The 14,071-nt window shown below is 37.1% G+C and carries 9 protein-coding genes and 1 pseudogene; 9 read left to right on the top strand and 1 reads right to left on the bottom strand.

Annotation, left to right across the window (positions count from 1 at the left end):
* The first annotated feature begins 581 nt into the window (after positions 1-581).
* The 7 genes and pseudogenes from BN1002_RS02400 (at position 582) to BN1002_RS02425 (ending at position 10,211) form a co-directional block, all read left to right on the top strand.
* The gene (locus tag BN1002_RS02400; RefSeq protein WP_048823454.1) at positions 582-4,199 is read left to right on the top strand and encodes a YobI family P-loop NTPase; all 3,618 of its coding nucleotides are present in this window, start codon (positions 582-584) and stop codon (positions 4,197-4,199) included.
* A 23-nt stretch (positions 4,200-4,222) separates the two neighbouring features.
* Positions 4,223-4,464: pseudogene (locus BN1002_RS24435) on the top strand (peptidase E); the annotation flags it as partial.
* A gap of 535 nt (positions 4,465-4,999) precedes the next feature.
* The gene (locus BN1002_RS02405; RefSeq protein WP_048823455.1) at positions 5,000-5,179 is read left to right on the top strand and encodes a hypothetical protein; all 180 of its coding nucleotides are present in this window, start codon (positions 5,000-5,002) and stop codon (positions 5,177-5,179) included.
* 452 nt (positions 5,180-5,631) lie between these two features.
* Positions 5,632-6,681 (top strand): hypothetical protein, encoded by a 1,050-nt coding sequence (locus BN1002_RS02410; protein WP_048823456.1) that lies wholly within the window; start codon positions 5,632-5,634, stop codon positions 6,679-6,681.
* 1,141 nt (positions 6,682-7,822) lie between these two features.
* On the top strand, positions 7,823-8,053 hold the full coding sequence (locus tag BN1002_RS02415; protein WP_048823457.1) for a hypothetical protein: 231 nt from the start codon (positions 7,823-7,825) through the stop codon (positions 8,051-8,053).
* Between the two features lie 173 nt (positions 8,054-8,226).
* Positions 8,227-8,895 carry a Type 1 glutamine amidotransferase-like domain-containing protein gene (locus BN1002_RS02420; protein ID WP_048823458.1) on the top strand — a complete coding sequence of 223 codons (669 nt, stop codon included), beginning with the start codon at positions 8,227-8,229 and terminating at the stop codon, positions 8,893-8,895.
* 461 nt (positions 8,896-9,356) lie between these two features.
* Positions 9,357-10,211: a hypothetical protein gene (locus tag BN1002_RS02425; RefSeq protein ID WP_048823459.1), complete on the top strand. Its 855-nt coding sequence runs from the start codon at positions 9,357-9,359 to the stop codon at positions 10,209-10,211.
* A gap of 130 nt (positions 10,212-10,341) precedes the next feature.
* Here the strand turns inward: BN1002_RS02425 and BN1002_RS02430 are convergent, their stop codons facing one another.
* A complete protein-coding gene (locus BN1002_RS02430) occupies positions 10,342-11,130 on the bottom strand; it encodes a helix-turn-helix domain-containing protein (protein WP_082036084.1) in 789 nt (262 codons plus the stop codon).
* A 106-nt stretch (positions 11,131-11,236) separates the two neighbouring features.
* On the opposite strand from BN1002_RS02430, the gene BN1002_RS02435 reads away from it, so the two are divergent.
* Both BN1002_RS02435 and BN1002_RS02440 read left to right on the top strand, forming a co-directional pair.
* Positions 11,237-12,505, top strand: coding sequence for an extracellular solute-binding protein (locus tag BN1002_RS02435; protein WP_048823460.1), 1,269 nt, complete (start codon positions 11,237-11,239; stop codon positions 12,503-12,505).
* Positions 12,506-12,851: 346 nt separating this feature from the next.
* On the top strand, positions 12,852-14,066 hold the full coding sequence (locus BN1002_RS02440) for a carbohydrate ABC transporter permease (RefSeq protein ID WP_048823461.1): 1,215 nt from the start codon (positions 12,852-12,854) through the stop codon (positions 14,064-14,066).
* The last annotated feature ends 5 nt before the right edge of the window (positions 14,067-14,071 follow it).

Here is a 14,071-nt window from a genome sequence, read left to right on the forward strand (position 1 = left end):
ATAGGCGGGAGAAAGACAGGGCAACCCCTTGCGGGGTCTGCCTTTTTGATTTGTATGGACTCGGAAAACTTTATTCGTATTCGAGAAAAAGCGTGAAAAAAAGTGGGGAAAAGCGTGAGAAAATGTGTGAAAAAGAGTGTGGAAAAGAGGGGAAACGGGATTTCGGAAAACTTTATTCGAACTGAAAAAACGAAGAAATGCGGGTCCGAGTGGGGTAAAATCGGTGGAGATTAAAATTCATGTACATTAAATAGATAGTAATGACAAAGGCAACTATTGAGTAGTTGCTTTTATTATTTTGTACCACTGAGAAAATGCAGATATTTATAATGAACGCGAAAAAACTATTATAGAAATACTGAATTACATATTAAATTTAGAACACATACTTCTTTTTACAAGACAGTATCGCAATTAATGGTGAGAAATTATTTACCTATTAGAATGTGGAAAAATTTAGTGGTATAATTATACATTGATGCAAGGCAGGTTTGTTGGGAGTTTTTGATAATTAGTCTGACATATCTAAAATGTGATGATTAAAAAGCTGGAGAGATATAAAAAAGGATAGAGGGATAGAAATGAAAAATGAAAAAAAAAATAAGTTTCAAAAACTTACCCCAGTTAGTGATATAGACTTAAAACATTATGAGGATGCTCTCGATTACATCTTTGAAAATCATGATGTTCGAAACGTTGCTATATCTGGAGCGTATGGCGCTGGTAAAAGCAGTGTAATAGCTTCGTACAGAAAAAAGCATAATAACTTACGTTTTGTTCATATATCATTGGCACATTTCAAACAACATGATAAAGAGGACAACCTTGAAATAAAGGAATCTTTATTAGAAGGAAAAATAATAAATCAACTTATCCACCAAATCCCCTCAGATAATATTCCTCAAACAAACTTTAAAGTAAAGAAAAAAATAGGGGCTAAAAATATCCTACTCAGCACATTCTTTACGATGCTCTTTATAATATCCTTATTACATATTGCCAAGTTTAAATCATGGAATGGGTTTGTGGCTTCATTATCAACTCTTTGGATAAAAAATATTTTGGAGATTTTTACAAATAAAAATACGCTTCTCATAAGTGGACTTCTGGTTGCTATCACCTTCTCCATGTTTCTGTACTCATTGATAAAAGTACAAAAGACCAAAAATATATTTAGAAAATTCCGTTTACAGGGGAACGAAATTGAGATATTTGAGGAAAGCGAAGAATCCTATTTCGATAAATACCTAAATGAAGTTTTGTACCTGTTTGAAAACATTGAAGCAGATGTCATTGTCTTTGAAGATATGGATCGCTTTGATGCTAATAGAGTTTTTGAACGTTTACGTGAGGTAAATACCTTAGCGAATATACAACTTGAAAAAGAAAATAAAAATCCACTTCGGTTCTTCTATCTTTTAAGGGATGATATTTTTGTATCAAAGGACCGCACAAAGTTTTTTGATTATATTGTACCTATAGTACCCGTAATCGATAGCTCAAATTCATTTGATCAGTTCATAACTCATTTTAAAGAAGGCGGTATTTATGAGTTGTTTGATGAGAACTTTTTACAGGGACTCTCATTATATATCGATGATATGAGACTACTAAAAAATATATATAATGAGTTTATAATTTATTATAACAGAATAAATACAACCGAACTTAATTGTAATAAAATGCTTGCTATCATAACCTATAAGAATTTGTTTCCTCGAGATTTTAGTGAATTGCAGCTGAATAAAGGTATGGTATATACACTTTTTGCGAAAAAGGAAGATTTTGTTAACACGGAAGTTGATAGGTTAAAAGAAATTGCTGCAAATAAGAAATCCGAGATTGAGTTTGCTAGAAAAGAGCATTTAACCTCCAACGAGGAATTAGATGTTGTATTTAGTGCAAAACGATTGCAATTAAATAACATCTATAATTATCAACAACGACATAAGATGGAGCTAGAGTTAAATGAGGAATATTCTATCCGTAAACAGGCTATCGAGAAAAAGTTAAATAATTGTCTTCTTAATTTAGAGAACGAAATATTAAGTATTGAACAGAATGTAATTTTAACTCAAGGCAAACAACTTAATGAGATTATTACAAGAGAAAATATAGACTTCATTTTCAAAGTAACAATAACAAATGAGATAGGTGTTGAAACTAATTTTCATGAGATAAAGGGTAGCGAATATTTTGCTTTGTTGAAATACCTTATTCGTAATGGATTTATAGATGAAACCTATGCTGACTACATGACTTATTTCTATGAAACCAGTCTTAGCAGAGTAGATAAAACTTTTTTACGAAGTATTACAGATAAAAAAGCTAAGGAGTTTAGATATCAACTTAAGAATCCAGCTTTGATAATTGAAAGACTTAGAGTGGTGGATTTTGACCAAGAAGAAGTCCTTAACTTTAACTTGCTACAACACCTATTGAAGACACCTATCGATCAGGTTTTATTAAATAGGTTATTGCAACAACTAAGGAATAATAGAAACTATAAATTCATAGGGGAATATTTTAATTCTGAAAGGGAACTTTCTGCTTATGTAAAGTGTCTCAATCAGCAATGGCCGGAAATGTTCTTTTCTGCAACAAAAGCTAGCGCTTTGACCGACAAACAGATACGCCTATATTCAATATATACTCTTTATTACTCTGAAGATAACATTATCCGAGATGTAAATATCGAGAATTGTCTATCGCGTTATATTTCTAACAGTTCGGATTACCTAAATATAGAAGAACCTAATATTGATAAGCTGATACATGGTTTCATTCTACTGAATGTTTCTTTTGTAAGTATCGGCATGGCAAATTCAGATCTTATGGAAGAAGTTTATAAAAACTCACTTTACGAAATTAATTATGAGAATCTACGATTAATGCTTAAATGGTTTTACCAGGTTAAGGAAGAGAAAGACATACATCAAAGGAATTATACAGTGGTGCTTAGTAATCCTAATTCCCCATTGGCGCAATATGTAAATAATAATTTTGGTATTTACCTTGATATTATATTATCAAACAGTAACGGTTCAATCACTGATGATGAAAAAGTAGCTTTACTTTTATTGAACAATAAAATATTATCGACTGATCAAAAAAACGCCTATGTGGAACTCTTGAAAACTCCAATTTCATCAATTGTAGATGTTATAGATGATGATTTGTGGAATTCATTACTAAAGAATCATTTAGCTATGTATTCGGAAGAGAACATCATTGAATATTTCGGTGTAAACGAATCTTTAGATTCTACATTAATATCTTTTATAAATAGTGACGAATCTACCTTGAACTTTCTTGGAGTGAAAAAAACTTACGGCTCCGAAAAGACAAAGGAATTCTTCGATGCTTCAATAGTTTGTAATAAACTATCAAATCACAAATATAGAGAAATAATAATTTCGCTGGATTTTTCGTATGATATGTTCAATATTGAGGGTATATCTGATGAGAAACTACAAATTCTTATTGATGAAAATATTTTTCCAATGAATATTGAAAATTTATCGTTCATACGAGAGAATTATTCAAATCAAGTTTTTTGCTTTATAGAAAAAAACATTACCCAATACACTAACACAATTACAAGTGAAATATTTATACTTGAAGAGGTCATAGAGATACTAACGTGGGATATTGCTGATGATATAAAAATTAAGCTGCTTAGATTTACAAGTAAACCGATATCTATTTTGTATAAAAGTTATTCCACCGCAGTCAAAGCACATATTTTGAAGAACAACCTTGACCCTCATGACCTTCCTAACATTTTTGAAACGTATGAGAGCTGGGATGATAAACTTAAGCAAATAATACAGGACTTGGCGGTAGAACAGAAAGAATTAATTATTAATAGGCCTCAAAATGTTTCCAATAATCTGTTAAGGACATTAATAGCATCAGAGGAACTGGATTATAGCATAAAAATTGATATATTTATTTCTTTGCTACCTATTTTGGATGTGAGGAAATGTAAAGAATACCTTCATTTATTAGACTTAGAGGAATATAAGAAACTCTTTGAAGTTCGTAGCAGACCAAGGTATGAAATTAATACAGTTAATAGTAAATTGTTGGGCGCGTTTAAGGAAGGTAATTGGATTTCTGATTTTGAGGAGGATGAAAATAGAGAGGGATACTACAAGATAGTACGAAATAAACGAACTAACCAATCCTTTGCCTAAAGAGGGTGATTCCATTTAATGGAATGGGAGACTTTTTTGTTAGCTGGACTCCGCCTATAGGTGGCGATGAAACGCTGAGTATGGTTGATTTTGCCATGTTCCCGCATATCACCAGATGCTGCCGTAACACGATGGCTTCATCAGAGAGATGGCTGCTGGGATGCAGGGGCCGGCGAATGTAGTTGATGATCAAACATCCATTTAAAGTGATTGACGGAGCGGTCGAAGTTGTCACTGAAGGAATTGGAAACTTTTCGCGCCATGATTTTACTTATGCACTCACCAGCACCTCTTGTGTTGCCGCATACACTCCACACACTGTGAAGCGGTGGCAAATTTGGTCTTGAAATAATTCAAAAGTGCTTGTTTAATCCCCTTTTTTTGTTGGTATTAATTCGACAAAATTCGGGGAGTGACAGGCACTTTTGTTATATTAGGGGAGCTGGAATCAGAGGATTATAAAAAATAGGGTTAATACTGCTGCATTATACACCTCAATGAGGAATGTGGAATAAACAGTTGGGAAGATTTTATTCTTTAAGATTGTGTGTTTATTAAGGCAATTTATTAAGGCAATTGAATTGCCTGTATAGTCTTGTCAGCGTTTGGTGCGGGGATAATGGTAGCTATCATTGAGTTGAACGATTCAACAACTTTTTAAGTGAGAAGGCACTCAAGTCTGATAAAATAGAGACAGTAAGACAATTGAGCGCTTCGGTTTTCGTGAAGTCCGAAACCCATTGTCAACAGCGGAGTAATTCCTTTAGCTTCTGGGGGACTCAGAAACTGAAGGAATTATTATGAATTGCCTTCTAGAATTGAACCGGACAGAGAAAATCATCACGAATTATTTAAATATTGCAAAGGCCGTTGAAGAGAAGGTAGAGTTTCTTTACTTATCCAAAGAGACTTACTATGTTGTAAATGGTATCCATCCCCTGTCAAATATGAATTCATTTGAGGTGGATTTGTCATTGTAAGAGGAAATATATTGATGGCGAGTCGAATGAACCATTTTTACTCAATATCCTTTTGCGTTACCCTGATTGTGGTCATGGAATGACTTCTGCTATTACGACATCAACAAAAAAAGATGGTACAAAAAAGAAACACCGCTATTATGTTTGTTCGAATTATCATAATAGAGGATCATCAGCTTCAAGGCTAACTCCGTTAAAGCCTACTAAGGTTAAAGCATCCAAGACATTTACACTTATCGATTTGTTAATCCTTGTTATCTAAAAGCGATATTGCCGATTGAAATGTTTTTTTCAATATAAAATAAACTTATTGAATGTAAAAAATGATTTGAACTTTCATTTTTGTCCAACCATTTCAAATCAAACTTGATTATACTTATATTAATCTAGATAAAAAGGAGGCTGGTAGTATTAATTAATCTAAAAAATCATCTTTAAAATGGGGGATTAAAATGGATAAATTTGATGAAATTGCATTATCAAGAATTGCATCGTTACTAGAAAAACGAACATTTTTCAAAACACCTAATAATTCTACTTGGGAAAGAATTCTTTGTAATGCTGGGCAGAGTAAACATTATGAAACTTATGGTTATGCTTTAAGACCTTACAAAATTGGAACAGATTGGGATAATCCTGGATTTGAGGGGTTTTACTCAGCAATCAAAAGTATTTTGAAAATGGTTTATTCAGATGGTATAAACACAGAAGAATTTAATTACCTTATGATAGAGATTGTAGATAACATTAAAATAGACAATATTATTAAAGGTGGTTTAGAAGCTATCTTTAATAGATTTGATCTAAGCAGGGCAGTAGAAGACTTAGATACTCAGCTAAGAAAAAAGGAACTAGGAGATCTAACGATATTTTTGTTAGATAAATCTATAGAAGATTTTAAGCAATTCGTGCATAATTTACATATTTTAAATTTAGACATCAACTATTCAGCAGGAAAGTTAGTGCTAAGACCATTTACACAACAAACCGCCGATGAATCAAGGAATCCTTCTCTGTTAATAGATTGGTTAAGCAAAGAGCATCCAGGTATTGCTGATATGTATGCAGAAGCTATTGAAAACTATGCAAAAGGAGAATCTGTTTCTTGTATATCGAATTGTCGTAACATTATTACTGGTATATTTACACCATATAAAGACGACGGTAACAAGTGGACGATGGGTTTGCGAAATCTAAGCACAGACACTTATATTGAAAATGTATCAGCACCTAACAATATTAATCAAAATAGCGCTAATAATAAATTCGTTTTTGAAAGCGATACAAGGTTTTCTTACCCAAGATATAATATCATCTATAAATTATATTCTTTGGCTTGTGATTTAGGAGCGCATAGCACAGAAGCTCCTAAGATAGATGGTACACTCTATCCTGAAATAACAGAATTGAAAGATGCTCAACTGTGCCTTCGAATGACAGAAGATGTTCTAATTTGGGTTAGGGAAAGACTAAAAACGTATGAAGCGCCTTTTAATAATTGATAATAGATTAGGAACTGAAACAATAATACTCATCAATGAGAGGCGGCTTTTAGCCGTCTCTCAACGTACTATTATAATAATTAATAAAAGGATAATAACGCTGGTAGGCTTTATAAGCCATTTAATTAGACTTACCAATAATTTTTTTGTTTCTGTAGGTAATAAAGAAATGATAATACCAATAACCCCTATAACCATTGATAACCACCAAGCGTTTTGTTCCAATAAATTCAGCATATTTAAATACATTCCTTTCTATAAAGTATAAGTGCGATAAAAATCTAAAAAACCTTTTTGTGCTTGCTTTATTTAATTAATAAATATTTAATTTCACCTCATTTCCTTTTAAACTAATTGCAAAAAAAACACCAAAATTTCTATTGGTTATATATAAGAGTCATATAGTGAGAAAAATATTCTATCTCTCATTCCTTAAAGGTGTTTAATAGTGTCTTAGTTTTCCGAATCTGTTCGAAAAAAGGTCTGTGACAGCACCGACACTTTTTTTAGAGGGTATCAGTGCTGCTTAACAAGAAAGATGAATCCACTTTCCGTTATGTTCATGCCATAATATCGAGCCAGTTAACTTCTTCCTGGCTTTTGCTTTCCTTTTGGCTATCCTTTGTTCTTAGAGTTAGGTACTGCCAATCTGTTCAGATGCTGTTACTGTTCATAAATAAAAGCTCAGTAATCCTCATTTCTCCCCTCTCCTTTTTATCAAATAAAAAAGCACCTGCTAATTTGTATGAGAATTAAGTTTTTGTACTCGAAAGCAAAACTGATTTAAAAGGGTGATACAAGTAAGTGAGTAAACGGAGAGATAAGGAGGAAATAAAAAAGGGTGCAAATGCATCCTAAATAGGCTCCCGTGTTGAGTGGAATTTACATTTGTTTAAAGAGGTAGGAAGAAAAACACAATCCGGAAATGCATATGGAAAATGATCAACTAGGGAGATTACCCTTTGAGTTTGATATTATTACTAATCCTAAAAATGTTATGTAGTAAGGTGTTTATTAAATAATAAATACCATTTACTCTTAATTAAAAGGAAGGAGATAACAAGGTTCTATTCGGGATTAACGAAGGTTTTGAGTGATGGAGGTAAGATACAAATTTGAATTTGAATAACGGAGGTTGCATATGCTGAAATTTTTTGATGATTTTCAGGCTCGAAATCGGGCAGCAAGGCAAGAGATGATTGATGAAGAGGTGTATAAGGTCAAGAGAGAAGATATTGCTAAAGCAGTATCTGCAATGGTGGAGGCAAAAGTCAAAAGAGAGAAAATAATAGAACTTTTGATAAAGTACTGGGATCTTAGACCAAGTGATGCTACATATTTTCTTGATAAAGCAGAAGAGGGACTAAGATAATTTTAATTCCAATTTGGTGATTGATCTACCGAACCAATGGGATAAAAATGTGGGGTTATTGTAATCAAAAAAAGCCAAAAGAGCGACGTCGAGTGCGTGGCAAAAATTGTGTTGGAATAGTTCGCTAAGTTTTGCACAGGGAAAATTAAGAATAATCCAAGGAGTTGTTGGTTATGAAACTTCTACTTTCTTCTGGAGGAGTCACTAACAAAAGCATACACGAAGCGTTGGTTGGCATGCTGGACAAACCGATTTCCGAGTGCAACGCTCTTTGCATTCCCACCGCGATGTACGGACACCCCTGGGTCGGTCCTGGCGTCAAAGTTTGGGAGTTCATCAGCGGGACTCCTGGGAATCCCATGGTTGACCTTGGTTGGAAGTCCGTCGGTGTGCTGGAGCTCACAGCGCTGCCCAGCATCGACGAAGATCGCTGGGTGCCGCTTGTCCGGGAGGCGGATGTCCTTCTGGTGTCGGGCGGCGACGCCCTCTACCTGTGCCACTGGATGCGACAATCTGGGCTGGCAGATCTCTTGCCATCGCTGAGTTCAGTTTATGTGGGAATGAGCGCTGGGAGCATGGTGATGGCACCTAACATCGGGGAATTCTTCGTTGGCTGGACTCCACCTAATGGTGGTGATGACGGCCTGGGTCTGGTCGATTTTGCCATGTTCCCGCATCTGAATCACGAGCTGCTGCCGTATAACACGATGGCTGCCGCAGAGAAATGGGCAGCCGAGATGCAGGGGCCGGCTTATGCAATCGATGATCAAACGGCCATCAAAGTGATTGATGGAGAGGTTGAAGTTGTATCAGAAGGGCGTTGGAAACTGTTTATGCCATAATCTTACTGGTTGAGATAAAACGAAATAGTCTGCTTTATGGCAGGGTGAAAGCAATCTATGCTTTCACCTTTTTTCAGCTTGTATTCACCCATTGAGATGGTCGTGAGGGTCCAAAAAATATTAACAAATACATATAAATAACAGACTGAAAATAAGCATCTTTAAGTAAAATAAGATTAACAAAATTTCTATTTTACCCCACGGCAAAATGGGTTGTCAATAATAAATTTGCTATATTTTTTAAAAAGTGTTAAAATAGTCTTACAATTGTTTTTTTAATCGTATTCCGAATTCTGCTGTATTTTCGCAGATAGAATTATGGATACGCTTTTTTTATATTTTTTTGAAACCGAAGAAAAAAGCAAACAGTTGTGTGGGCTTTAAAGGACTTTAGTTGAATAAAATTTCCAATTAAGGATCTATTAGTAATCGAGTTTTTATTCTTAAGGAGGACTATTATATTGAATTTAATCAATAAGAAAGTTACACACAAGCGGTTTGGCATGGGTAGTATCGTTAAACATAATGAATCGGTTATTGAAATACATTTTGGATCGGAAAATAAAAAGTTTGTTTTCCCTGATGTATTTGGAAAGCATCTAGTACTGCATGATAAAACGGTAGCTAATTCAGTTGATAAAATAATTCAAGAAAAAGAAATTGAACGAAAAGAGGAAGAATGGAAGAAGGAAGAAGAAAAAAAGCTCCAACGAAAAAAAATGGAACTGCGTTTGGAATATGAAAAGCTTATGAAAAATCATAAACTTCATCAAGAATCCCAAATGGTTTATTGGTGTGATACAGAAGAAAAAGATCGTTCTTTTTCGGAGTGGAAGGTCTCTTCAGGTGAGATTAAAAGTGGAATTAACAAGGGGAAGCCAAACAAACCCATCCGGTTGCACCAAAACAGTGCCGTCCTGTTAACATCTACAGACCCCAGTATGCTTGAAAAGGACAGGCGCATCCTAGGTGTCTATATGGTGAAAGAAGGTTTTATCGGCAAGCTTTGTGAAAATGGAAATATTCCGGCTCATTCAGTATACAGGCTCCAACTTACAGAACAAGAATCGGATCAAATGCTTTTCTGGAAGTATTATGTGAACAAAAAGTTTCCGCACAAAATGACTTGGAATACAGGTAAATACCGTTATTTTGATAATTCATGGATGGCTCAAATTTTGCTTGATATCGTTTCGTTGAAAAGCGACCCAGAGGAACGGGAACTGGCACAACAATTTTTCAACCATTTTTGCAAAATGAATCAGATAACAGAACAAGAGCTGCCAAAGCCTGAGGGCGCATTATTGCGTATTTAGCCGATAACCCCAAAATGATAACTAATATGTGATATCTTACACTCAACACGTGTGGAAGCATTCATGAAAATATAGTAGAAGGCAACTAACCCCTGTGGTTGTTGCCTTCTTTCATTCAGTCTTGGAAAAATCATGGAATGACTACTCTATTCTTCTGGTCCACCAAACTATGTAGTCCATCAAGGGCAGGATTGGAACGGAAATGCTTTGGGGTGACTCCTATGTATTTTTTAAATAAATGCGTGTAGTAGCTTTGGTTGCAATAACCGAGCAAGTGGGCAATTTCACTTAAGGAAAGCTTGGAATGCAGCAAAAAATACTTGGATTCCTCAACCCTTCTGTGATTAATAAATTGAGAAATCGGCATTCCCACGGATTCTTTAAACAGCATGGAAAGGTAGCTTGGGGTCACTCCGACATGGCCGGCTATTGTTTCCAGGGACAAGTCCTGAAAGATACCCTGGTTAATATAGTCGATGGCCTTATTGATAATGTTGTTGTAATAAGGGCGGTTGGCTGATTTTAATGTATCGATGAAAGAAGATATCATCTCATACTCTAGTGCTTTGATTTCGTTAGGTGAATTCAGCTTTTCAATTTGGCGGATATAAACATCGCTGAGATTGAATGCATCTTCAGGTGGAACTCCGGCTTTAATTATTGATCGGGTAAAAAGAGTGCAAGAGCAGATTAGGGAATTCTTTAAGGACCTGATTGGCTCTTCCGCCAGCTTTGCCCGTTCGTTGGAATTGATTTGGTCGAGGACCGCTTTGGCCTCTTCCTCTTCTCCTCTCCCGATGCAATCCATGAGCTGTTGCTCCAGGGCATAGGAGGGATGAATGAAGTAGTTTTGTTGATTTTTCAATCGCGTTTCAAAATATTCCCTAATAATCGCCGACTTATTGGATTGATTAATCATCTTATGTAATCACCCTAAAAAATTAATAGAAATTATAAAAATTTAGTATAATTGTAAATTACTTGTATATACAATTTAAGTATAAACCTTTAGGGGGGTATTGTTAATGAAGAAAAAGAAAAGTTTTTTCACTAAATTGTTAGCGCTTTCCTTCGCGGCGAGCATTGCTTTAACAGGCTGCAGCAGCGATGACAACAGCAAGGAGCCTGCTAAACCAGCGGGTGGAGATGCGAAGAGTGAGCCAGTAGTCATTAAGTTTGCCGCTCAAAATGATAATACACCAGCAACGCAAAAATTGTTAGATGCGTTCAACTCGAGCCAGGATAAGTACAAGGTCGAATGGACACAAATGACAAACGATTCTGCGCAAATGCATGACCAGCTATTAAACTCGTTATCCAGCGGATCAAGTGAATACGATGTTTTGTCCCTTGATGTTGTTTGGGCCGGTGAGTTTGCCGGGGCTGGATACCTTGAGCCAATCGATGTAAAAATGAACGAAGCTGATCTCAAGAAGGACGACTTTAACGCTGGATCAATGGCTTCCGGAAATTACAAAGGGAAGCAGTACACACTGCCATTCTTCCCTGACCTGGGACTTCTTTACTTCAGGAAAGATATCGTAAGTTCTGAAGATGCTGCGAAATTGGAAAGCGGCGACTTTACGTATGATGACCTTTATGCGATGTCCGAGAAATATTCCGGTGAAAAAGGGACAAAGTTCGGCTTTGTCTACCAATCCAAGCAATACGAAGGCCTGACAGTTAACGTTACGGAATATACCAAGTCCTACTCCGATGTCAAAGGCGGACTTGAGGCTATGTACAAATTCACAAAGGCGCCTTTCTCACCGAAAGATATCCTGAATTTCATGGAAGGCGAAACCCATACAAACTTTGAGCAAGGAAATGCAGTGTTCTCCCGTAACTGGCCATATGCATTCGGCCGTATCAACGGACAGGAAGACGGCGTGAAAATCAAAGTCGAACAAGTCGGCATCGCACCGCTGCCAAATGGCGGTTCTGTTGGGGGATGGCTGCTCAGCCTGAACAAAAACTCCAAGAACGTTGATGGTGCTTGGGAATTCGTTAAGTTCGCCGCTGGGGAAGAAGGCCAAAAGATCATGAGCACAGAAGGCGGTTACCTGCCTGGATTCAACGCGCTCCTTGATAACGAGGATGTTAAGTCAAAGAACGTCATGCTTTCCTATCCTGGATTCCAAAAAGCTTTAACTACTACAATTGCCCGCCCGGTATCTCCTGAGTACTCCAAAGTATCGGATACCATCCAGGTGCAGGCACATAAATACCTGAGTTCCGGAACAGGGCTGGATGAAGCAGCTAAAGCAATCGAAGAGGCTGGCAAATCTGAGTAAATATAACAGAAGGAGGCTCTAATCATCATTAGAGCCTTTTTCTATACAAGGACAGGCGGTTTTTCCTGTCACGAAGGGGCTTGCGCTTTTCTCAAAAGATAAGAATGTATAAAATTTGTCTAGCTCCAGCGCCTAGCGCCTAGTGTACTTCGGTCCCCTCGCTACGATAAGTCAACATCAATTCGCTAACGCTTATCGTGTTTCCTTTATCTCCATCGGGGCCCTCCAGTCCATACGGCGCTGAACATAAAGGAAAGCTTCCTGGAAGTATCATCGCAGGGACAGGCGGTTTTTGCTTGTCCCGAGGCGCTTGCGCTTTTCTCACAGCCATGAAAGGGTGATGCAAATGTGGAAAATGGGTTTTAAAGAGTGGCTGTTTATTGTACCGACGATCCTGTTGATCGCTATTTTCTCATTATGGCCGGTATTCCAATCCCTGACCTATACGTTCTTTGATTACCGGCTGAATGACCAGCAAAAGGCAGGCCTATACCTGAATGAACGGTTTAATGTAAATCTATACAAAGAAACCTCGCTGTATGTATCCATGTTTCTCGATGAGGATCTTCCGAACGTCACCGATTCCGGAGAACAGGGTAAGATAGAAGAAATTAAAAAGCGGCTTGCTTCAACAGATAAGCAGTTCGAAAATGAAAAAGGTGTCGTCAAGATAAGCGGGGAACAGCGTGATGAAATCTCTTCCCTCCATAAGGATGCCAGGAAACTAGTCGACAGCTTGAATGGGAAGTATGAGCTCATACATAAAGATGACCTGCCTGCCCTGATCGATGACATTCAAAACAGTATCATTCCGTCCAATTTCATTGGGCTGAAAGGCTATGCAAAGGTTTTATCGGATGACCGTGTCGGGAAGGCATTGGTGAATACGACACTCTTTACTGCTGTCTCCGTGTTTATTGAGCTTTTGCTTGGAATCGGCCTGGCACTTATTTTGAACAAGGCGATGTTCGGCCAGGGCCTGGTCAGGACAACGTCCCTTATTCCTTGGGCGATACCAACTGCTGTAGCTGCGATGATGTGGAGCTATTTGTACAACGGGAGCAGTGGAATCGTTGCCTACTTTTTTGAAAATATCGGCCTGATTGAGCAATCCCAAGATCTTTTGCTAAGCGGCCCGGGCGCCATGGCCTCCAGTATTTTCGCGGATGTATGGAAAACGACGCCGTATATGGCCCTTCTTTTGCTGGCAGGACTGCAGAACATTCCAAAGTCCTTGTACGAAGCAGGGGAAATAGATGGCGCGGGGAAAATCCAATCGTTCTTCCAAATCACGTTGCCGCTGTTAAAACCATCCATCCTCGTCGCTCTGCTTTTCAGGACGCTGGATGCTTTCCGTGTCTTTGACTTGATTTATGTCCTTACTGGCGGAGGTCCCGGCGGTGATACGGAAACACTATCAATCTATGCTTATAAAGTCATGTTCGGCCAAACCAACTTTGGATATGGATCAATCATTGTCATGCTCATGTTTGTTTGCGTAGCCATTATCGCCATCTTGTTTGTCCGGTTCCTTGGCACGAATCTCATGGAGAAAAATTAAGGAGG

This window comes from Bacillus sp. B-jedd (assembly GCF_000821085.1).
Classification (GTDB): Bacteria; Bacillota; Bacilli; order Bacillales; family Cytobacillaceae; genus Bacillus_D.

Coding starts and splice junctions, on each gene's coding strand:
- BN1002_RS02430 (WP_082036084.1), bottom strand. CDS start 11,130: ATGATTAATCAATCCAATAAGTCGGCGATTATTAGGGAATATTTTGAA.
- BN1002_RS02435 (WP_048823460.1), top strand. CDS start 11,237: ATGAAGAAAAAGAAAAGTTTTTTCACTAAATTGTTAGCGCTTTCCTTC.
- BN1002_RS02410 (WP_048823456.1), top strand. CDS start 5,632: ATGGATAAATTTGATGAAATTGCATTATCAAGAATTGCATCGTTACTA.
- BN1002_RS02405 (WP_048823455.1), top strand. CDS start 5,000: ATGAATTGCCTTCTAGAATTGAACCGGACAGAGAAAATCATCACGAAT.
- BN1002_RS02400 (WP_048823454.1), top strand. CDS start 582: ATGAAAAATGAAAAAAAAAATAAGTTTCAAAAACTTACCCCAGTTAGT.
- BN1002_RS02415 (WP_048823457.1), top strand. CDS start 7,823: ATGCTGAAATTTTTTGATGATTTTCAGGCTCGAAATCGGGCAGCAAGG.
- BN1002_RS02440 (WP_048823461.1), top strand. CDS start 12,852: ATGTGGAAAATGGGTTTTAAAGAGTGGCTGTTTATTGTACCGACGATC.
- BN1002_RS02420 (WP_048823458.1), top strand. CDS start 8,227: ATGAAACTTCTACTTTCTTCTGGAGGAGTCACTAACAAAAGCATACAC.